At 61.8% G+C, this 22,369-nt stretch carries 16 protein-coding genes; 11 read left to right on the plus strand and 5 right to left on the minus strand.

Going from position 1 to position 22,369, the window contains the following annotated elements:
• Positions 1-241: 241 nt before the first annotated feature.
• Together ACO9S2_RS04095 and gltB are read right to left on the minus strand one after the other, a co-directional pair.
• A complete protein-coding gene (locus ACO9S2_RS04095; protein ID WP_423720644.1) occupies positions 242-1,678 on the minus strand; it encodes a glutamate synthase subunit beta in 1,437 nt (478 codons plus the stop codon).
• Between the two features lie 62 nt (positions 1,679-1,740).
• Positions 1,741-6,258: a glutamate synthase large subunit gene (gltB, locus tag ACO9S2_RS04100; RefSeq protein ID WP_423720645.1), complete on the minus strand. Its 4,518-nt coding sequence runs from the start codon at positions 6,256-6,258 to the stop codon at positions 1,741-1,743.
• A 441-nt stretch (positions 6,259-6,699) separates the two neighbouring features.
• Here gltB and ACO9S2_RS04105 point away from each other — a divergent pair, with 441 nt between their 5' ends.
• From ACO9S2_RS04105 to ACO9S2_RS04115, 3 genes are all read left to right on the plus strand, one after another.
• Entirely contained in the window at positions 6,700-7,704 is a 1,005-nt protein-coding gene (locus ACO9S2_RS04105) for a polyprenyl synthetase family protein (protein WP_423720646.1), read from the plus strand.
• Between the two features lie 72 nt (positions 7,705-7,776).
• A complete protein-coding gene (locus tag ACO9S2_RS04110) occupies positions 7,777-9,159 on the plus strand; it encodes a DUF1015 domain-containing protein (protein WP_423720647.1) in 1,383 nt (460 codons plus the stop codon).
• Between the two features lie 79 nt (positions 9,160-9,238).
• The gene (locus ACO9S2_RS04115) at positions 9,239-10,639 is read left to right on the plus strand and encodes a sigma-54-dependent transcriptional regulator (RefSeq protein WP_423720648.1); all 1,401 of its coding nucleotides are present in this window, start codon (positions 9,239-9,241) and stop codon (positions 10,637-10,639) included.
• A 13-nt stretch (positions 10,640-10,652) separates the two neighbouring features.
• On the opposite strand, the gene ACO9S2_RS04120 is transcribed toward ACO9S2_RS04115, so the two are convergent.
• From ACO9S2_RS04120 to ACO9S2_RS04130, 3 genes are all read right to left on the minus strand, one after another.
• Positions 10,653-11,396: a nucleotidyltransferase family protein gene (locus ACO9S2_RS04120; RefSeq protein WP_423720649.1), complete on the minus strand. Its 744-nt coding sequence runs from the start codon at positions 11,394-11,396 to the stop codon at positions 10,653-10,655.
• Positions 11,397-11,481: 85 nt separating this feature from the next.
• The gene (locus ACO9S2_RS04125) at positions 11,482-12,585 is read right to left on the minus strand and encodes an aminoglycoside phosphotransferase family protein (RefSeq protein WP_423720650.1); all 1,104 of its coding nucleotides are present in this window, start codon (positions 12,583-12,585) and stop codon (positions 11,482-11,484) included.
• Positions 12,586-13,103: 518 nt separating this feature from the next.
• Positions 13,104-13,577, minus strand: coding sequence for a VanZ family protein (locus ACO9S2_RS04130; RefSeq protein WP_423720651.1), 474 nt, complete (start codon positions 13,575-13,577; stop codon positions 13,104-13,106).
• 63 nt (positions 13,578-13,640) lie between these two features.
• On the opposite strand from ACO9S2_RS04130, the gene ACO9S2_RS04135 reads away from it, so the two are divergent.
• From ACO9S2_RS04135 to ACO9S2_RS04170, 8 genes are all read left to right on the plus strand, one after another.
• Positions 13,641-15,845: a glycoside hydrolase family 57 protein gene (locus ACO9S2_RS04135; protein WP_423720652.1), complete on the plus strand. Its 2,205-nt coding sequence runs from the start codon at positions 13,641-13,643 to the stop codon at positions 15,843-15,845.
• 110 nt (positions 15,846-15,955) lie between these two features.
• Positions 15,956-16,960, plus strand: a complete 1,005-nt coding sequence (gene galT / locus ACO9S2_RS04140) for a galactose-1-phosphate uridylyltransferase (protein ID WP_423720653.1) — start codon at positions 15,956-15,958, stop codon at positions 16,958-16,960.
• Between the two features lie 141 nt (positions 16,961-17,101).
• The gene (locus tag ACO9S2_RS04145; RefSeq protein WP_423720654.1) at positions 17,102-18,484 is read left to right on the plus strand and encodes a CCA tRNA nucleotidyltransferase; all 1,383 of its coding nucleotides are present in this window, start codon (positions 17,102-17,104) and stop codon (positions 18,482-18,484) included.
• A 76-nt stretch (positions 18,485-18,560) separates the two neighbouring features.
• Positions 18,561-18,758 carry a MoaD/ThiS family protein gene (locus ACO9S2_RS04150; RefSeq protein ID WP_423720655.1) on the plus strand — a complete coding sequence of 66 codons (198 nt, stop codon included), beginning with the start codon at positions 18,561-18,563 and terminating at the stop codon, positions 18,756-18,758.
• Between the two features lie 94 nt (positions 18,759-18,852).
• The gene (locus tag ACO9S2_RS04155; RefSeq protein WP_423720656.1) at positions 18,853-19,791 is read left to right on the plus strand and encodes an ATP-binding protein; all 939 of its coding nucleotides are present in this window, start codon (positions 18,853-18,855) and stop codon (positions 19,789-19,791) included.
• A gap of 214 nt (positions 19,792-20,005) precedes the next feature.
• On the plus strand, positions 20,006-21,025 hold the full coding sequence (locus ACO9S2_RS04160; protein WP_423720657.1) for a DnaJ C-terminal domain-containing protein: 1,020 nt from the start codon (positions 20,006-20,008) through the stop codon (positions 21,023-21,025).
• Positions 21,026-21,055: 30 nt separating this feature from the next.
• A complete protein-coding gene (locus ACO9S2_RS04165) occupies positions 21,056-21,691 on the plus strand; it encodes a MarC family protein (protein ID WP_423720658.1) in 636 nt (211 codons plus the stop codon).
• A 48-nt stretch (positions 21,692-21,739) separates the two neighbouring features.
• Positions 21,740-22,357, plus strand: a complete 618-nt coding sequence (locus ACO9S2_RS04170) for a Spy/CpxP family protein refolding chaperone (protein WP_423720659.1) — start codon at positions 21,740-21,742, stop codon at positions 22,355-22,357.
• The last annotated feature ends 12 nt before the right edge of the window (positions 22,358-22,369 follow it).

A 22,369-nucleotide genomic window follows, 5' to 3' on the forward strand; every position in this document is an offset into this window, starting at 1 on the left:
ACGGTTGCCCCAACAACGATTAGGCCGATCCGAAATGTGGGAATGAGAACAGGCTACTTTTTGCTGGGCGGTGCGTCAACTAGAAGAGATAGATAAATGCTCGCACACCGACAGGGGACAGAGCTACGAATGGCGGGTGGCACGGCGAACGGGGTGCCCCGCTACGCGCAACGAAAGGACCCACTGGGGGTGGGTGGAGTGAGCACAGCGGGGCTGTTCGCCGTGACAGCACCCGCACCCGCTACTTCGCTGATTGCTTTGCAGATTTTCCGGCTTGCAGATACTGATTGATCCCCGCGGCCATCTTGCGGCCTTCGGCGATCGCCCAGACGATGAGGGAGGCACCGCGCTTGGTGTCGCCGCCGGCAAAGACGCCGTCGAGGTTGGTCATGAAGCCCTCGTCCACCGACACCGCCCCGCGCTGATCGTATTTCACGCCGAGGCTGTCGAGCAGGCCGTTCTTGACCGGGCCGGTAAAGCCCATGGCGAGCAGGACGAGATCCGCATCCATGTCGAAATCGCTGTTCGGAATCGGCGTGAACTTGCCGCCCTCGAACTTCACTTTGTTCGCATGGAGCTTGGTCACATGGCCGTTGTGGCCGGAGAACTTGGTGGTCGAGATGCTCCACTGCCGGTCGCAGCCCTCTTCATGTGCGTGCGAGGTCCGCAACTGCATCGGCCACAGCGGCCAGGGGGTGGAACTGGCACGGGAGGGAGGCGGCTCCGGCAGCAATTCAAACTGATGGACTTCCGCGCAGCCTTGGCGATGGGCCGTGCCGACGCAATCGGATCCGGTATCGCCGCCGCCGATGACGACCACCCGCTTGCCTTTGGCCGTGATGGGCTCGTCGGTGACGGGTATCCCTGCCGTCCGCTTGTTCTGCTGGGTGAGATATTCCATTGCGAGGTGCACGCCCTTGAGTTCGCGCCCCGGGATCGGCAACTCGCGCGCCTGCTCAGCGCCCATGGTCAGCCCCACCGCATCGAACTGCCTGCGCAGTTGTTCACCGGTGATGTCTTTCCCGATGGTCACGCCGGTCTTGAACTCGACCCCTTCGGCCTTCATCTGCTCCAGCCGCCGGTCGATCACCCACTTTTCCATTTTGAAATCGGGGATGCCGTAGCGCAGCAAGCCGCCGATGCGGTCGGCCTTCTCGAACACGGTGACGCTATGCCCGGCGCGCGCGAGTTGCTGCGCTGCCGCTAACCCGGAGGGACCGGAACCGACGATAGCCACGGTCTTGCCCGTCTTCACCACCGGCAGAATCGGCTCGACGTAGCCCTCGTTGAAACCCCGGTCGATGATGTTCCATTCGATGATGCGGATGGAGACCGGATCCTCGTTGATGCCGAGGACGCAGGCGCCTTCACAGGGAGCCGGGCAGAGCCGCCCGGTGAATTCGGGAAAATTGTTCGTGGTGTGCAGCGCCTTGAGCGCGTCTCTCCAACGGCCGCGGTAGACGAGATCGTTCCATTCGGGAATCAGGTTCACCACCGGACAGCCGGTCGTGCCCTGGCAGAACGGCACGCCGCAATCCATGCAGCGGGCGCCCTGGACCTTGAGCTTGTCCTCAGCGATCGGCTCATACATTTCCTTCCAATCGAGCACACGCAGCTCGACCGGCTTCCGCTTCGGGCCCTCGCGGGCATATTTCATGAACCCTTTTGGATCGCCCATCTTTTATTCGTCTCTCGTCTTTCGTCTTTTGTATCTCGCAAAACGCAGCACGCGTCACATCTTTATTTAGTCGCCGTTGCTTTCTTCTTCCGCTCTTCCAGCACGCGCTTGTAATCGACCGGCATGACCTTCACAAACTTCGGCAGCATGGCTTCCCACGAACCCAGGATGCGCTTCGCGTTCCGGCTGCCGGTGCACATGAAGTGAGAGGTGATCATCTCGTGCAGCAGTTTCTTATCTTCCGCCGTCGCCACTTTCTCCAGCTCAACCATGCCGGTATTGCAGCGCGCCGGGAACTTGCCCAATTCATCCAGCACGAACGCCACGCCGCCCGACATGCCCGCCGCGAAATTCCGGCCCGTGCGTCCGAGCACGACGACGACGCCGCCGGTCATGTACTCGCACCCGTGATCGCCGGTGCCTTCCACGACGGCCCGCACGCCGCTGTTTCGCACGGCGAACCGCTCGCCGGCCATGCCGTAGAAATAGGCTTCGCCTTGCGTCCCGCCATAGAGCGACGTGTTGCCGACCAGGATCGTGTCCTCAGGCGTATAGATGGCGTTCTTGGGCGGGAAGACGATGATCTTGCCGCCTGAGAGTCCCTTACCGATGTAGTCGTTGGATTCTCCTTCGAGCGTGAGCGTGACACCGCGCGAGAGGAACGCGCCGAAGGATTGGCCCGCCGAGCCTGTGAACTTGATCGAGATCGTGTCAGGCGGCAGCCCCTCCAGCCCGTACTTCTTCGCAATGCGGCTCGACAACATGGTGCCGACCGTCCGGTTCACGTTACGGATCGGCAGATCGAGGGTCACCTTCTCGCCTTTGTCCAGCGCCGGTTTGCAGAGCTCAATCAACTTATTGTCGAGGACTTCGGCCAGGCCGTGATCCTGCTTCTGCACGCAATGGCGCGGCACATCCGTTCCGACTTCCGGCGCCTTCAAGAGCGGCGTGAGGTCGAGGCCCTTGGCCTTCCAATGGTCGATGGCCTTCTGCACCTTCAACTTGTCGACGCGGCCGACCATTTCGTTGATCGTACGGAATCCCAGCTTCGCCATGATCTGGCGGAGTTCTTCGGCGACGAAGAAGAAGAAATTGACGATGTGCTCCGGCTGCCCGTTGAATTTCTTGCGCAGCTCCGGGTCCTGCGTCGCGATGCCGACCGGGCAGGTATTCAGATGGCACTTGCGCATCATGATGCAGCCTTCGATGATCAACGGCGCCGTGGCGAACCCGTATTCTTCCGCCCCCAGCAGCGTCGCGATAGCAACATCCCGCCCCGTCTTGAGCTGGCCGTCGGTTTCCACGCGGATGCGACCGCGCAGATCGTTCATCACGAGCGTCTGATGCGTTTCCGCCAACCCGAGCTCCCAGGGCCCACCGGCATACTTGATCGAGGACAAGGGCGAGGCGCCGGTTCCGCCGGAATCTCCGCTGATCAGGACTTTATCGGCATGCGCCTTGGCCACGCCGGCCGCGACCGTGCCGACCCCCACTTCCGACACCAGCTTTACGGACACAGCCGCCTCGGGATTCGCATTCTTTAGATCGAAAATCAGTTGCGCTAGATCCTCGATGGAGTAGATGTCATGGTGCGGCGGCGGCGAAATCAGCTGCACGCCCGGCGTGGAGTAGCGGAACTTGGCGATGTTTTCATCGACCTTGTGGCCCGGCAACTGCCCGCCTTCGCCCGGCTTCGCGCCCTGCGCCATCTTGATCTGCAACTCTTTCGCATTCACCAGATAATGGCTGGTCACGCCGAACCGCGCCGACGCCACCTGCTTGATGTAGCTGTTCTTCGAATCGCCGTTCGGCAGCGGCTTAAACCGCTCCGGATCTTCGCCGCCCTCGCCGGTGTTGCTCTTGGCGCCGAGGCGGTTCATCGCGACGGCCAGCGTCTCATGGGCCTCTTTGCTGATCGAGCCGAACGACATCGCGCCGGTCGTAAACCGCTTGACGATGTCCTTGGCCGGCTCCACTTCGTCGATGGAGATCGGCTCCGGCAGGAACTTGAAGTCGAGGAGCCCGCGCAAGTTGGAGCGCCGCTTGCTCTCGTCGTTGACGAGCTGCGAGAACTCCGCGAAGGTCTTCGGATCGTTGTTCCGCGTCGCATGCTGCAGTTTGTAGATCGTATCCGGGTTCCAGTTGTGGTGCTCGCCCTGGATCCGATAGTGAATCTCGCCGCCGAAATCGAGCTGCCTGATGGGCGCCGGTTCGTAGGCCAGCTTGTGCCGCCGCAGCGTCTCTTCCCCGATCTCACGAATACCGATCCCTTCCACACGGGACGGCGTCCCGGTGAAGTAGCGGCCGATCAATTCGTGGTTGAGACCGATCGCCTCGAAAATCTGCGCGCCGCAATAGGACTGGACGGTCGAAATGCCCATCTTCGAGAAGACTTTCAGCAGGCCTTTGTTGATCGCCTTGATGAATTTGCCTTCGGCGGTCTGCGCATCGAGCCCTTCCGGCAGGTAGCCATCGCGCTCCATGTCCACCAATGATTCGAACACAAGGTACGGGTTCACGGTCCCGGCGCCGTAGCCGATGAGGCAGGCGAAGTGATGCACGTCGCGCGGTTCGCCGGTTTCCACGGTCAATCCGACTTCCGTTCTGGTGCATTCGCGAACCAGGTGATGGTGGACGGCGGCCACCCCGAGCAAGCTCGGAATCGGCGCCCACTCTTCGTTCACGCCCCGATCGCTCAGGATCAGGAACTTATAGCCTTCTTTAATCGCCTGCGACGCCTGGCGGCAGAGCTCATCGACGGCTGCGCCCAATCCTTCCGGCCCTTCCGCCACACGGAAGAGCATCTTCAGCGTCTTGCTCTTGAAATGCGGATCGGCGAGCTCGCGGATCTTTTGCAGATCGACGTTCGTCAGAATCGGCTGCTTCACACGGATGCGCCGGCAGGATTCCGGATTTTCATCCATCAAATTCGGCTTCGGTCCGATGCTCGTCGTGAGCGACATGACGAGTTCTTCCCGGATCGGGTCGATCGGCGGATTCGTCACCTGCGCAAAGAGCTGCTTGAAATACTTAAACAGGAGCTGCGGCCGGTCGGACAACACGGCCAGCGGCGTATCCGTCCCCATCGAGGAGATGGCTTCTTCTCCGTTCACCACCATCGGCGTGAGCACCATCTTCAGCTCTTCGACCGTATAGCCGAAGGCCTGCTGGCGCTGGCGTGTCGTGGGATGGTCGGGCTGAGGGACGTTCAGGGGTTCAGGCAACTCGTCCAGCGAAATCCGGTACTGGGTGACCCAGGACCGATAGGGTTTGCGGCTGACGATCTCCGCCTTCACCTCTTCATCGTCGATCAGGCGGCCCTGCACGGTATCGATCAGGAACATGCGGCCCGGCATGAGCCGGCCCTTCTGCCTGATCCGCTGTGTCTCAATAGGGAGCACACCGGCTTCCGACGCCAGCACCACCAGTCCATCGGTCGTCACCTGATAGCGGCAGGGACGCAGGCCATTCCGGTCCAGCGTCGCGCCGATCAACTTGCCGTCGGTGAAGCAGACCGCTGCGGGACCATCCCAGGGCTCCTGCATCGCAGCGTGATATTCGTAGAACCCGCGGCGATCGAGATCCATCTGCGGATTCGCGACCCAGGGCTCGGGAATCAGCATCATCATCGCGTGGGGCAACGACCGTCCGCCCATGGTCAGGAACTCAACGGCGTTATCCAGGCAGGCCGAGTCGCTCTGGTTTTCATAGACGATCGGATAGAGCTTCTCGAGATCCTTGCCGAACAAATCGGAGTTGAGCCGCCCCTGGCGGGCGCGCATCCAATTCACATTGCCCTTGAGCGTATTGATCTCGCCGTTGTGGCAGATATAGCGATAGGGATGGGCCAGCGGCCAGGTCGGAAAGGTATTGGTGCTGAACCGCGAATGGACCAGGGCCAGGGCGCTCGTCAGGCTCGCATCTTTGAGATCTTGATAGTAGGCCGCCATCTGATGCGGCAGCAGCAATCCCTTGTAGACGATGGTATTCGCCGACAGGCTGGGGATATAGAAATACTCGCGGCCCTGGATCGCGGACTCCCGCACGGCGTTCTCGACCCGCTTGCGGACCACATAGAGCTTCCGCTCGAACTGCGCTTCGTTGAGCACGTCGCGGGCGATAAAGATCTGCCGCATGAAGGGCTCGGTGCTGCGGGCGACCGCTCCGATGGCATCGCTCTTCACCGGCACATCGCGCCAACCCAAGAGCCGCAGCCCTTCTTCCGCAATGACTTTGGCAAACAACTGCTCGCACTGCTGACGGCGGTCGGCCTGGGGCGGCAAAAACACCATCCCCACGCCGTACTCTCCGGCGTTGGGCAGGGACACGCCGACATCACCGGCTGCGCGCTTCAAAAAGTCGTGCGGTACTTGCAGCAGAATGCCCGCGCCATCACCGGTGCAAGGGTCGCATCCCTGAGCACCGCGATGGGTCAGGTTTTCAAGAATCTGCAGTCCCTGCTGGACGATCGTATGGGATTTCTGGCCCTGAATATTGACGACAAAGCCCACCCCGCAGGAATCCTTTTCCTGATCGGGATCATACAAGCCTTGCTTTGGTGGCAGCCCGGGGATCATCATTTCTTTATCTCACCATGGTACATCCGATAGCCGGAAATCTTGGATCCAGGACGGGCAGCTGAACGGCTTTTCCGGGCTTGGACATTCCAGAGAAAGCCCGCCCCGCACACACCCGTTTCGTGTTCAGGGTCATAAAGGCCTTGCTTCGGTGGAAGCCCGGGTATCAGCATCATTCAATCTCGTTATAGCGAGGCAGGTGACGACTTCGCGGTCTGAGGCCACTCGTGCGAGGATGCAGAAACGCGATATCTTGTTGTTTTCTTGACGATGTCCTTCAGCGCTCTCTCGTGCGCCACCTTACTGGATGGGTTGCGGCCCTGTCAAGATTCTGCCGCGCGCCAAAACGGCGTCAATCCATCGCCCCGGCAAGGGCTCCAACCCCGCTAATTTGCCAGGCCCTTTGCTTGACTTTGTTTCCCCCGCTGCCCTACCATCCGCCCCATGCCACAGGGACCGGCCATCTCGACCATCAGCAGCATGGCGGACGTCTGGGACGCGTACCGCGACGAGATCGACGGCGTCGAACATCAGGTTCGTAAGAACCTCGATTCCAGTGTCACCCTTGTCAATACGGTTGCAGCGCACATCCTCAGCAGCGGCGGCAAACGAGTCCGCCCGCTCCTGCTGCTGCTGAGCGCCAGACTCTGCGGCTATGTCGGCCGCGAACACCATCAGCTCGGCAGCCTGGTCGAATTCATCCATACCGCCACCCTCCTGCACGACGACGTGGTCGACGATGCCGATATCCGGCGGGGACGGCAAACGGCCAGAAAGGTCTGGGGCAACCAGATCAGCATCCTCGTAGGCGACTACCTCTACTCCAAAGCCATGGCGCTGGTGGTCGAGTTTCGCAGCCAGGGCATCAACGAAGTTCTGGCCGAGGCTTGCACCAAGATGGCCGAGGGGGAAGTGCTGCAGCTCTACTACAACGGCAACCCCTCGATGCCGGAATCCGATTACGTCAAGATCGTCGAACATAAGACCGCCGGGCTGATCGCCGCCGCCTGCCGCATGGGCGCCATCCTGGCCGAAGCCTCCGAAGAAAAACAGACCGCGCTCTTCCGCTTCGGACAATACATCGGGATCGCGTTTCAAGTGGCCGACGATACCCTCGACTACAATGCCGACGGCGAACGGCTGGGAAAGACGCTCGGGCAAGACTTGCGGCAAGGCAAAGCGACGCTCCCCCTGCTCCACCTGCTCGCGCATTGCGGAGAGGAAGACCGGAGCATGATCAAGGATCGGATGGAAACCCGCACGCTCAACGAGGGCGATCTCGCTCGAATCCTCGCCTTGATGCGCGACTGCGGGTCGCTGACCTATGCGATGGAACAGGCGAGAACCTACATCGCCGCGGCCAAGCACGAACTCGAAGCGTTTGAGGACTCCACGGCGCGCCGGGCATTGACCGTCGCCGCCGATTACATGATTACCCGCGACCGGTAACCTTCCTCCGCTCACTCTGATCACCACCCCGTTCCCGGTGAGAAGAGAGGCACTGAGTCGGGATGAGGGCGTATGTCATCCCGGTCTATTATCGATCACCCATACCATCACACACTGGAGCACGAAACCATCATGGCCCAGATTTTCCCGTTTCGCGGTGCGCTCTACGATGCCGGTATTGCCGGTGCGGCACGCGACGTTGTCGCTCCTCCCTACGACATTATCGACGCGGGCGGCCAGCAGGCGCTCTACAACCGCAACCCGCATAACGTCATTCGCCTGGAATTGGGCATGGACCAGCCGGGCGACGGTCCGACCAACAACCGTTACACCAGAGCCGCCGCGACACTGTCCCAGTGGATGCAATCCGGCGCGCTGAAGCGGGATCCGCAACCGGCGATCTACTATCACACCATCGAATATGTGCCGCCGGGAGCCGATCCGAACGGACCGAGAAAAACCCTGCGGGGTTTCCTCGCCACGTTCAAGCTGGAAGAGTTCGGCACGGGAGCGATCTATCCGCATGAAAACACCAGAGCGGCGGCCAAGACCGACCGGTTGAATTTGATGGAAGCCTGCCGGGCGAACTTCAGCCCGATCTGGTCGCTCTACTCCGATCCGCAGGACGCCATCCTGTCCGCGCTGGCGCAGGCCGCCAAGACCGCCGCCCCCCGCATCACCTTTCGCGACGATGTCGGATTCGAACAGCGTCTCTGGGCGATCAACGACCCTGCCATCACCAGGCAAATCGTCGCCGCCATGGCCAGCAAACCCATTTTCATCGCCGATGGCCATCATCGCTACGAAACGGCGCTGAATTACCAGAAGCTTCGCCGCCAGCAGGCCGGCAACGTAGAGGGACTCCAGCCCTACGACAGCGTCCTCATGCTCTTCACGCCGATCGAAGATCCGGGGCTCACCGTGCTGCCGACGCACCGCGTGACGACGACCCCGCTGCCGTCGTTCGATGAGGTGAAGGCCCTCTTCGCGGACACCTTCGATCTGCAGGAATATCCGTTCACCGGCCAGACCCAATCGACGATGCGCCGGCAATTCATCGAGGCGCTGCGCACGAAAGGCCGGACGGCGCCGATATTCGGGCTCGCGCTGAAGGGACGAGACACCTATCTGACGCTGGAGCTCAAGCCCGCGCACCGCCCGCCGGCCGGCGCGTCGCCGCGCACCAAGCTCGACGTCTCGCTCCTGCAACAGTTAGTCGTGGCCAGACTCTGTCCCACGCAACAGGAACAGGAAGCCATTCTCTACACCAAAGACGACGACGAAGCCCTGAATTGGGCGGCCAGCGGAACGGGCACCGGGGCGTTGCTGTTGAACGCGACGAAGGTGAGCGAGGTCAAGGATGTGGCCACCGCCGGCGAGCGGATGCCCCACAAGTCCACCTACTTCTTCCCGAAGCCGCTGACGGGTCTGGTTATGAATGTGATGGAGGGCTAGAGGCAAGAGGCACGGGGCAGGCCGGCCATCGAATTCCTCCTCGCCCAGCGCCTCGCACCCCTCGCCTCGCTGAAGCGTAATGAAGGCCAAGATCCTCATCGTCGACGACAACGCCGATATCATCACGGTGCTGGAGGACCGGCTGCAGGCCTCCGGCTACAGCACAGTCGTCGCCAGAGACGGCCAACAGGCGCTCGAACAGATCGAGCAGGAATCGCCGAACCTCATCCTGCTGGATCTCGACCTGCCGAAACTGACCGGCATCGAGGTCCTCAAACGACTCTCGCAGATCAAACAGGTCGAAGAACTCCCCGTCATCGTGATGACCGCCCATGGCTCGGTCAACGCCGCGGTCGAGGCAATGAAAGAGGGCGCCTACGACTTTCTCACCAAACCCCTCGACAAAGACCACCTGCTGATCGTCATCCGGAAAGCGCTCGAGCGTGATTCGCTTAAACGCCAGGTCGCCTATCTCCGGTCGGAAGTGGACGGCCGGTACGCCAGAATCATCGGCCACAGCACCTCGGTCCGGTCCGTCGTGGAGGCGGCGCAGCGGGCCGCGCGATCGGACGCCAGCGTGCTGCTGCTGGGTGAAAGCGGAACCGGGAAGGAATTGTTCGCCCGCTCCATCCATCAGTGGAGCCATCGTCACGCGATGCCCCTCGTCGTGATCAACTGCGTCGCGCTGACGGAGACGCTGCTGGAGAACGAGCTGTTCGGCCACGAACGCGGAGCGTTCACGGGCGCCGACCGCCTGCAGAAGGGCAAGCTGGAAATGGCGGACGGCGGCACCGTCTTCCTCGACGAAATCGGGGACATGCCCTTGCCGCTGCAGGCCAAGTTGCTGCGGGTGCTCCAAGACCGCGAATTCCAGCGGGTCGGCGGCACGCGAACCGTCTCGGTCAACATCCGCATTATTGCCGCGACGAATAAGGATCTCCGGCAAGCCGTCAAAACGGGGCAGTTCCGCGAGGATCTCTATTTCCGTCTCAACGTCATCAGCCTCACCCTGCCGCCGCTCAGAGACCGGCGAACCGATATTCCCGCGCTCGCTCAATTTTTTCTTGAGCGGCATGCCAGAGAGGCCAAGCGCCCCGCCATCACCCTGAGTCCGACATCCATGGACGCGCTGACCCGGCACCCCTGGCCAGGCAACATCCGCGAATTGGAGAACGTGATTGCCAGAGCGGTCGTCCTGAGCCCGACCGATCTCATCGAGCCCGACGTCCTCGCCCTGGCTCCGGAAGACGCCCATCTCTGCGGACCACACAACGGCGCCCTGCCCTATCTGGAGTTGCCCTACCACGAGTCGATGGACGAACATAGCCGCCACATCATTGCACGGGCGATTGAAAAAGCGGAGGGGAATCAGACGAGAGCGGCGGAATATCTCAAACTGCAACGAACCTATCTGGCCCGACTCCTCAAGCAACAGCGGGACCGGCAGGAGGGGAAAGTCGAGAGCGAAGCGGAACCCTGAATATGGCGGGGAATCAGCCGGGCACGTCCTGCCGATCCTCTATGCGGATGCGTCCGGCCATGACATCCCGCTCTGTCTGCGCATAGCGCTCGGGCGTGCCGACATCGGACCAGTAGCCCGTCAAATCATACCCCAGCACCGTCTCGCCCCGCAGGATCGCCCCCACATAGGGATCGATGATCGATGACGCCACCCCTTTCGGCACGCCCCGAAGAATCCGGGGATGCAGAATGTGGATCCCCGCAAACATGCGGGGCTTGGTCGAAACAGGGTCCGGCACCCCCTTCCCTGTGATCCGTACAATCCGGTCTTCTTCCCCCACTTCAACCAGCCCCCACTGAACCGCTTCGGGATCTTCACGCACGACCAGCGTCGCGACGGCGTTGCGTTCACGATGAAATGCGCAGAGGGCGCTCAGATCCAGATCGAAGAGCGTGTCTCCGTTCAACACCAGCACGGTGTCGTTCGCGAAGTACCCTTCCGCCTGCTTGATTCCACCGCCGGTTCCCAGAATCACAGGCTCACGCGAGTAGATCAGCCGCAGCCCGAATTTCGATCCGTTGCCGAGCGCCTGCTCGATCATCGGCCCGAGATGGTGCAGATTGATCACGACCTCGTGAAACCCGTGGTGCTTGAGCAACAGCAGATTCCAGACGATGAGCGGGGTTCCGCCGACAGGGATCAGCGGTTTGGGAATCGTGTTGGTCAATGGCCTGAGGCGAGTCCCGAGACCCGCCGCGAGAATCATGGCTTTCATGTGAGAAGTGATCGGTAAGGAGTGATGGGTGATGGGTCGGTCTCGAGCGACATCATCTGGGCCTCTGGGTTCAGCTCATCACCGATCACTGAAGCTCGGGCACATACGGGGTGAGGTGTTTACGCAGCACCGCGAGTTCGGGGTAACGCTGCAGATTGCGCTTCACATAACTCAACACGCGCGGAATATCCGCAAGAAACTTGGAGTTCCCCTTGACCCGATCGATATAGACGAACCGGCCGGCCGCCTTCAGATTCCGCTGGATGCTGGTCAGATCGAAGAGCCGCCGAAATGCGTCGCGGTTGGTCCAGACATGCCGCTGTTCCGCCAGCTGATCAAGATAGTACCCGACCAGCTGATCGATCAGGGCCTCGTCCAATTGGATGTAGGCGTCGCGCAACAAGGAGGCCAGGTCATACGTCGCCGGGCCCAGCAGCGCATCCTGGAAATCGATCACGCCGAGACGCAGGCCATCGACCATCAAATTACGGGAATGAAAGTCCCGATGGGCAAAGACGTGCGGCTGTCCGGCCAACAGATCGGCAATCTTACCGAACTCGTTCCGGATGACCGTCGCATCTCCGTCCGGGATCGGCTGCCCCCGCCTCGCCTCAATCCCGTATTCGACAAAGTGCTCAAACTCCCACATGAGCAACGGCGCATCGAAACTCCGGTGGAACGCCAGGCAGCCTGGATCGGCCGGAGTCGTAGCCTTCACCTGCATCTGCACCAGCACATTGATGGCTTGCCTGTATCGGGACTCCACGGTCGGCCCGTCAGCCTCCCGCACCGCCTCGGCCAGCGTCAGGTCCCCGAAATCCTCCAGATAGAGCAACCCCGCCGCCTGGTCATAGACATGCAGCCGGGGCACCGACACGCCGGCCTTCGCCAGATGCGACAAAATATTCAGGAACGGCAACTCGGCGATCTGGTGCGTCGCGCCGCTGACCGCTTCCTCCGACTGTTTGAACCCTTCCGGCTCCGCGAGCTGCATGAGGATGACGGAGTGCGGCGGGCCGCCCGTCAGGACCGCCCGGAAATAGCGGCGGTTCGATGCATCACCGGCCAACGGCTGCAATTCCCCCAGGGCGAGGCCCGGCGCGAATCGAGAGGCGATGGTACGCGCGACAAGCGTCCGGTCGGGAAGCGCGAGCGGCCCTTTCTGAAGCGCTGGATTAACAGTACTCATAAGTAGTTATTTCCCACTAATTAAAACAGCTTGACACAAAACGGCGGGAATATACAGGAACCGGATGCAAAAGGAAACCATTTCAAATGATACGCGCTCCTTATTGAAACCATTATGATCGTGTCAGCCCTCGATACGGTCATCGCACCAGCTTCCGGCTATCCATCAATCGAGCCGTCTCGACTCTATCCATGGATAGGGAAACACTCCGGACCGATGAGGCAGGAGGCAAGCGGATATTTCCGATCGTTCACGCGGCCTTGAGCGTCATTCCTCTCGAAAGGCTTCGGAGAAACTTAACCGGCCACAGGAAACCCCGGTTCCGACAAACACTCCGCCCTGCTTGCGCATGTATAATCCTACCAGAATTGTTTGCAGGATGCCTCAAAGAGTCACGCGGCACATGCTGAAACAAACGCGGAGGTGAAGGCGGGCGGTGCGCCATTGAGCGACGCGGGGCGAGGCCTGATCAGCGATACGCCCTGGCGCGCCGGAGGCGGGGTACGGATGACATGCAGCTATTCCGACATCCGATTGGAGTACCCTGACGTCTTTCCATGCGCGGTGTCGCTGAACACGGCAGGGCAACTCATGACTCCGACGGCCCCCAGCACCGCGCCGACGGTATCCGCCACCCAATCCTGCCAGCTCGACTCGCGGAAGGGGACAAACAACTGGTGCACTTCATCGGTGATTCCATACAGAGACGCTGCGACAACGGCAAGCAGGAGCACACGCGAGGCCGGCAGCCCGCTCGCGCCCCGGCGGAAGGCCCGGTAGCACAGCGCTCCGAGACCGGCATACTCCACCGCATGCAGAACCTTGTCGCCGAAGATATCGAGAAACGACGGCAGATCTTCATCCAGATGCGATTGAGCCGAAAGATAGAAAATCAGTCCGGCGTAGAGGGCCACCGGCCCCCAATGGATCAATGCCCGCAGCCGGGCTGATGGTCCGGCAAGATCGTCCACGATGCGAATCTCTCCCTTCATTGCACCCCCCCTACCCCTATGACATACTCTTTTTGAGGCACGCAACTCTCTTGATTCCGATTTATGAAACACGTTCACGTCTGTTTTCTCTGGCACCTGCACCAGCCCTACTACACCGATCCGGTGGCAGGGTCGGCGAGTATGCCCTGGGTGCGGCTCCACGCCACCAAAGCCTATTTCGACATGGCCTATCTGCTGGAGAAGTTTCCGGCCGTCCACGCGACCTTCAACTTCACGCCGTCCTTGCTCTTGCAGCTCCAGGAAATCGGCACCGGCACCGTGCGGGACCTCTTCCTCGAACGGGCGCAGCGCCCGGCCGCGGACCTGAATCAGGAAGAACAGGCCTTCCTGATCCGTCATTTCTTCTCGGCCAATTGGGCGACGATGGTCCGTCCTCATCCCCGCTACCATGAGTTGCTCGTCAAACGCGGGGCCGAGGTCAATGGGCGGGATCTGGCGAAGATCGCGACGCAGTTTTCCACGCAGGATTTTCTCGACCTGCAGGTCTGGCACAACCTCGCGTGGTTCGGATATGGCGCGGTCCACCGGCATCCACGCCTCGCCGCCCTGCGCCGTAAAAATCGCGGCTTCACGGAAGAGGAAAAGCATGAAACCCTGGGCCTGCAGCGCGCCGTGATTCAAGACATCGTGCCGCTCTATCGCCGGCTCGCGGAACGGGGCCAGGTTGAACTGACCACCACCCCGTTCTTCCACCCGATCCTTCCCCTCGTCATTGACACCGACCTCACGCGCCGCGCGAGACCGGATCTCCCGCTTCCCTCTCGATTCCGCGCCCCGGACGACGCCGAAGCCCAACTGCAGCGCGCCGTCGAATTTCACACCGCCACATTCGGGCGCCCTCCGGTCGGCCTCTGGCCTTCGGAAGGCTCGGTATGCCCCGAACTGCTGCCGCTCGTCCGACGGGTGGGCCTGCAGTGGCTGGCGACCGATGAAGGCGTGCTGGCCCGGTCTCTCGATATGAGCGGACAGCCCTGGCATCGTCATACCGCGCTCTACCAGCCCTATCGGGCGGGAGACGGGGGCCATGAGGCGACGCTGGTGTTTCGCGATCGCGACCTCTCTGATGCGTTCGGGTTCGTGTATCACAAGACCGATCCGGACTCGGCTGCCGACGATGTGATCCGTCGCCTCCGCGGCATTGCGCGCGATGCGCCGCAGAAACACGTCCTCATCCCGATCATTCTGGACGGAGAAAATCCCTGGGAACACTATCACGATGGCGGCGAACACTTTCTCACCCGCCTCTATCGCGCCTTCACGACGCATGAGCTGGACGAGGCCGAGACAGTCAGGTTTTCAGCTTCCACAATGTCCGCAGGCATCGCGGCCGTGCCTGCGACTCAGCACCTGCCCCATCTCCATTCAGGCTCCTGGATCAACCAGGATTACAAAATTTGGATCGGGCACGCGGAAGACAACCGCGGCTGGGATCTCCTCGGCCATACCCGCTCCCGCCTGCTTGAGATCGCCCCCACCCTTTCAACGGAGCGCGCCAGCGCCGCCTGGAGCGAACTGTATGCCGCCGAAGGCAGCGACTGGTTCTGGTGGTATGGCGACGACTTCGATACCGACTTCAAGCCCGAATTCGACCGGCTCTTCAGAACCCATCTCCGCAACGTCTGGACGCACATGGGCCTGACGCCCCCGGATTCGTTGAACCAGCCCATCTGCGCCATCACGGCACAGCCGGACATGGATCGCGTCGTCCAGCCGGTCTCGCGACTCGCGCCGACCCTCGATGGATTGGTGACGGACTTCTTCGAATGGCGCGGCGCCGGCACCATCAATACCCAGCCGCCGCTCGGCGCCATGTGGAAAGCCGAAGGGCTTTTCACCGCAATTCAGTTTGGCTGGAACGAGGAACATCTCTTCCTGCGATTGGACCCGGATGAGGCCGCACAGCCCAGACAGCATGGCCTGGCGGTGGAGATCGCCCTCCGCTGTCCGCGCCACCACTTTCGCGTGGCATTCTCCCTCACCCCGCCGGGTCCAGCCTCCTTCCAGTTGTACCAGGAAAGTGACGCCGGAACCTGGGACGAGAAGGCGTCCTATCGCTCCATCTCAACCAGGGCGATTGTGGAACTGGCGATTCCCGCGAAAGAGCTTCACCTTGAACCGGGACAAACTCTTCACATGAGTCTGATCGTGCGGGAGCATGGGCTGGAGGTCGCCCGGTACCCGCATCAGGCCCCGGCGACGTTAATCATGCCCGACAGCGAGTTTGATGCCGCCATGTGGCGGGTGTGAGATGAAGACGTGCTGAGGGCTACCTGATGAGTTGTGAAATTCCATTCCGTCTGCGACACTGAGCACTCAGGACTCAAGGCTCAGGACTTCCATACAACTGCGGAGCAACCATGCCTGACTTAAGACGCGATCCTATCGTCGGCCGCTGGGTGATTATTTCCACGGAGCGGACCGGCCGCCCGTATGACTTTGTCCATCTGGAACCGGCGCGGCCGATTTCCACCGCGCTCTGCCCTTTTTGCCCGGGGCAGGAACGGCTGACGCCCAAAGAAATCATGGCCTACCGGCCGCAACCCGCCGAACCCAACAGCCCGAATTGGACCGTCCGAGTGGTCCCGAACAAATTCCCCGCGCTGCAAGTCGAGGGCGACATGGGCCGCGAAGGCATCGGGCTGTACGACCGCATGAACGGCATCGGCGCACACGAGGTCATCATCGAAACGCCGGAACACACGGCCGGCCTTGCCGACATGCCGACCAAGAAGATCGAAGACGTGCTCTGGGCCTATCGCGATCGGGTGTTGGACCTCAAGAAAGATCAGCGCTTCCGTTACATTCTCATCTTCAAAAACCACGGCGCCTCGGCCGGCGCCTCGCTGGAGCACAGCCATTCCCAGCTCATCGCGCTCCCCATCGTCCCGACCAGCGTGCTTGAGGAACTTGACGGGTGCCGTGCGCACTATCAGCAGAAAGAGCGCTGCATCTACTGCGATATCGTGCGGCAGGACATCTCGGACGGAAACCGGATCGTGGCGGATAATCCCGAGTTCATCTGTGTCACCCCGTTTGCCCCGCGCTTCCCGTTCGAAATGTGGATTCTCCCCAAACGCCATGCGGCCTACTTTGAAGAAAGCCAGAAGGGGCAATTCGAATTCCTGGCTCCGATGCTCTCTGAAGCCCTGCGCCGCATGGACAAAGTCCTCGCGAGGCCGTCCTATAACTTCGTGCTCCACAGCTCGCCCCTGCACGAAAAGACGGGGGACTATTACCACTGGCATGTGGAGATTATTCCGAAACTCACGCAAGTCGCCGGCTTCGAATGGGGCACGGGTTTCTACATCAACCCGGTCTCACCAGAAGAGTCGGCGAAGTTTCTGAGAGAAGTAGAGCTGTAGCCGCCAAGAACGCAGGCTATTGCCACACAGCTCGCGCGCGCCGCAGGGGCCTGTAGCGATCGCCGGCCCGGATGCCGCCGCCCTCTTGCCCCCCCTCCCGCGCAAGACTATCATCCCGCCATACCGTCTCAAGGAGCCCTCGTGCCCGTTCGTTTCCACATCGACAATCCCGCGCTCACGCAGCCGCTGCGCCAAATCGAGCAGCTGATTCGCCGCGCCGGGGGCCGCACCTGGCTCGTCGGAGGATGCGTACGCGATCTCGCGCTCGGACGGCAACCGCGCGATCTGGACCTGGAAATCCACGGCGTTTCCCCGGGCCAGGTTCATCGGATCCTCACCGAGCAGTTCCCCGCGCAATTCGTCGGCAAGGCCTTCGGCGTCTTTAAGCTGGGCGGCCTGCCGATCGACATCGCGCTCCCCATGCACCGCCCCATGGACGACGCGTCTATTCCCGGACTCCTGCAACAAGCCGATCCCTACATGGATATCGACGAAGCCTTGGCCCGGCGCGATTTCACCATCAATGCGATGGCCTGGGACCCCGACACCCTGGAACTGCGGGATCCGTTCGACGGCCGGGCGGATCTCTCCCGGCGCTGCCTGCGTCACGTGTCCGACCGGTTCGGCGAAGACCCGCTCCGCGTCTTGCGCGGCATGCAGCTGGTCGCCCGATACGACCTGACCGCCGCACCGGAAACCGTGGCGCTCTGTCGCACGCTCACGCAGGACGGCCTGCCCTCTGAACGACTGTGGGATGAGTGGAAGAAGCTGCTCCTGCAAGGGGTGAAACCCTCGGCAGGGCTGCAATGGCTGCGCGACTGCGCCTGGCTGCGGTTTTATCCGGAACTCGCGGCATTGCAAGACTGCCCTCAGGATGCGGAATGGCATCCGGAAGGGGACGTGTGGATCCACACGCTCCATTGCCTTGATGTCTTTGCATCAGAGCGGACCGGCCACGATGAAGACGATCTGATGGTGGGACTCGGCGTGCTCTGTCACGACTTCGGGAAACCTGCCACGACGAACGCGGAGTTCGGGCGCATCACCTCGCGCGGCCATGAAACGGAAGGGGAGGCACCGACCCGTCGATTCCTCGCGCGGCTGACCAACCAGACCGATCTGGCGGACGACGTCGTGTCACTCGTCCGCTGCCACCTGCGCCCGCGCCAGCTCTACGACGCCCAGGCATCGGATAGCGCGGTCCGCCGGCTCGCCAGGCGGGTGGGACGGATCGACCGGTTGGTGCGTGTGGCGCGAGCGGATCATCTCGGCCGTCCCCCGAAACCAAACGACGGTTTCCCGGCTGGTGTTTGGCTGCTGGAGAACGCGCGGCGACTGGCGGTCGAGCGGCAGGCGCCCGCGCCTCTCGTGATGGGCCGCCACCTGCTTGACCTGGGAGTCGAACCAGGACCCGACATGGGCAGGCTGCTCGACGACTGCTACGAAGCCCAACTTGACGGGCTCTTCACCACCCCGGACGAAGGCCTGGCCTATGTCCGGCAGAAACTCTCATCGCCCTCGTAGCCCACGTTTCACCCGTCACGCACCACCCTCCACAAGCCCCTTGCTCCTCCCTGCATCCGCGGCATATCATCGCCCCATGCTCATCCAACTCAGCCATCCCACACGCAGCGTCGAAATCAAAGGCCCCAAGAAGGCCAAAGATCTGCTCAAAGAGCTGAACCTCGTGGTCGAGGCCCATCTCGTCATTCGCGGCGATGAACTCGTGACCGAAGATGAAATGCTCTATGACAAAGACCAGATCGAAATCCGGCCGGTGATCTCTGGTGGAAATTGAAACAGGCACGGGGATCGAGGCTAGGGGCTAGGGGCAAGAGGGCAGCGATTCTTTACCCCCTTGCCTCTCGCCACGAGCCTCGCGCCCTAAAAACATGAATTGCACAAGATGTAAAACCAAAGCGGTGATCGACCTGCCGCGCCACAACGCCGCCTTCTGCAAAGGCTGCTTCAACGTCTTCGTCCACGACCAGACGGCCAAAGCCATCAAGTCGCAGAAGATGTTCGGGAAGGACGACCGGATTCTCGTGGCCGTCTCAGGCGGCAAGGACAGTCTGGCGCTGTGGGATATTCTATTGAAGCTGGGCTACAAAGCCGACGCCCTCTACGTCAATCTCGGGATCGGGACCTATTCAGAAGAATCTCACCGCAAAGTCGCACGGTTTGCGCAGACGACTGCGGCGGCGCATGGCGCCACTCTCCACGTGCATACCGTCCAGGAAGAGGCCGGGGCCGGGATCAAGGAACTGGCGCAGCTCATTCATCGCCCCGCCTGCTCGACCTGCGGCACGATCAAGCGGTACCAGTTCAACCGCGTGGCGCTGGAACACAAGTACGACGTCATGGCCACCGGCCATAATCTGGACGACGAGGCCGCCCGCCTCCTCGGCAACGTGCTGCGCTGGCAGGAGGAATATCTGGATAAGCAGGCCCCCAGCTTACCGGCCTCGCTGGAAGGGTTCGCCAAGAAGGTGAAGCCGCTCTATCGTCTCTCCGAGCGTGAGCTCGCCGCCTACTCGGTCTTGAACCGGATCGACTACATCGTCGAGGAATGTCCGATGGCGAAGGGCGCGCGCACGATTCTTTATAAGGAAGTCCTCAACCGGCTGGAAACCGAATCGCCCGGCACCAAACAGGCCTTCTACTGGGGCTTCCTCGAAAAACAGCACAGGCCGGAGGCGGCGCCTACCACAATGGCGGAGCGGGACCAGGCCTCCCTCCATCCCTGCGCGATGTGCCAACAACCGACGACCGCCGAGGTCTGCTCCTACTGCAAGATGATGGCGCGCGCCAAAACCCATTCCGCGTCCTGAGGGCCGACCAGCTGCCGGCCCTCTGTTCCCGATTTGAGATTGAACGAACGCCGCCCCGTTTCTCGGCCTCTCATACCGCTGGCTATAACCCGGAGGCTCTGCGCAGGCCGGCGGGGCCCTCACGTGCGGTTCCTCTCTTGCAAAGAGGGGATTGACCTCGTAAGCTGCGAAATTATCTTCCGTTTAAGGATATTCCAATCCAGAGAGCAGGCTCATGGCGACAAGTCAACGCGACTACTATCAGGTGCTGGGGATCCCGAACACGGCGTCGGCTGACGAGATTAAGAAGGCCTACCGCCGCCTGGCTCGCCAGTTCCATCCCGACATGCACAGCGGCGCCAAGAAAAGCGAGATGGAGAAGAAGTTCAAGGAACTGAACGAAGCGCACGAGGTGCTGTCCGACACGGACAAGCGGAAGAAATACGACCGATACGGCGCACAATGGGAACAGGCCGAGGCCTACGAGCGGGCCCGCCAGGCCGCCGGAGCGCAGGGCGGAGGGCAGGCTCATTCCTTCAGCGGCGAAGGGTTCTCGGATATCTTTGAAAACCTCTTTGGTGGACGGGGGAGAAGCGGGAGCCCGCGAGGATTCTCGGCCCAGGGCGAGGATCTGGAAACCGAAGCCGAACTCTCGCTCCGGGAAGTCCTGACCGGCGTCACGAAGCGGGTGAACCTGATGGAACCGACCCCCTGCCTCACCTGCCGGGGCAGCGGCGCCGTGCGGAACCGGCCCTGCCAGGCCTGCCTGGGTACAGGCAGCCACGTGGAATCCAAAACGATCGAAGTAAAAATCCCCGCCGGCGTGCAGGACGGCACGCGGGTGCGCGTCGCGGGGAAAGGCCAGCCGGGCGTCAACGGCGGCAAACGCGGCGATCTCTACCTTCATGTCACCATCGCGCCCGATAAAATCTTTCGCCGGCAGGGCAGCGACCTGCAGGCGACTCTCCCCGTTTGGCCCTGGGAAGCGGCCTTAGGCGCGGAAGTCATGGCCCCGACACTGACGGAACCGGTGCGCGTCAAGATTCCCGCCGGAAGCCGGGCGGAGAGTAAGTTGCGTCTCAAGGGGAAGGGGCTGCCGACCGCCGCGGGAGGCCATGGCGACTTGTTTCTCATCCTGCAGATCGTGATGCCCTCCTCGTTGACCGACGACGAGCGCGCGCTCTTCGCACAACTCGGGCGGCTGCGCACCGGCGATCCCAGAGCCGATCTGCTCGCGGCGGCGCAACGAGGCTAGCCGCGCCTGACGCGCCGGAGATCCTGCCCGATGAAACTCACGGAGTACGCCCTGCTGGCCTTCAGCTCCCTCTTCGTCATCGTCGATCCGATTGCCACGGTCCCGGCCTTTCTTGCCATGACGGCGCGCGATACGGTGCAGCAGCGGCTCCGGATGGCCCGCGTGGCCTGTCTGGTCATGGTCGGCGTCCTGGCGGGATTCGCCCTGGTCGGCCAATCACTCTTTCATCTGCTGGGCATCACGCTCCCGGCCGTCCAAGTGGCCGGCGCGCTGGTGCTGCTCCTGGTCGCGCTGGACATGCTCCGGGCCCAGCGCTCCCCCGTGATGGAAACCGCGGCCGAAACCGCTGAAGCCAGCGCGAAGGACGATATCGCCATTACGCCGCTGGCCATTCCCATGCTGGCCGGACCCGCCGCGATTTCCACGGTGATGCTGCTGGATGCCCAAGCCACGAGTTGGGCTCAACGGGGCCTGTTGCTCGCTTGCCTTGTGGTGGTGGGTCTGGCAAGCTACATCATCCTGGCGCTCGGAGCGAAGGGCGCCAAATGGCTCACTCCGATGGCCGAAAAAATCGTGACCCGCCTGATGGGGCTGTTGCTGGCGGCCTTGGCGGTCCAGTTTCTCTTCAACGGCCTCAAGGGAGAAGGCGGCTTGTTACAGCCATAATTTCGTCTCATTCGTGATCTTGATGCGACATCAACCAAGGAGGACCGTATGCACCAATCCCGTACCGCACTCATCACCGTGAGCATTGCAGCCGCGTTCTGCCTCGTACTCGGCGCGTCCGGCGCCTGGGCTGAGGGCTATGGGAAAGAGGGGCACGCGAGCGGCGGCCACAGCGCCATGGGCGGCCATGGCGCGGGCATGATGCATAGCAGCGCCGGCCATCTGATCCGCCATCTGTTGAAGCATGAAAAGGAAATCGGGCTGACCGCCGATCAAGTCACCAAGCTGAAAGAGATCCAGCTCAACCTGGACAAGACCCGCATCAAGGCGGAAGCCGATATCCAGGTGGCGGAACGTGAATTGAAAGCCCTGACCGACGACGAAAAATCCGACCTCGGCGCCATCGAAGCGATGCTGAAACAGAGCGAAGACCTGCAAGTCGGCCTGCGCCTGACCTCGATCAAGACCAAGCGCGAGGTGCTGGGCCTGTTAACGCCGGAACAACGCGCGAAGGAAAAGGCCGAGCACGAGAAGATGATGCAGCAGCACAAGGGCGCCGGCAACGGGCACGGCAATCCGCATGGCGGCGGGACGGCGAATCCCCACGGCGGATCCAACCCGCACGGCAGCACCCCGGCCGCGCCCGGCAGCATGTCTGTGCAATAACGCATTCAACAA

Source organism: Nitrospira sp. NS4, from assembly GCF_049546785.1.
In the GTDB taxonomy this organism is placed as follows: Bacteria; Nitrospirota; Nitrospiria; order Nitrospirales; family Nitrospiraceae; genus Nitrospira_D.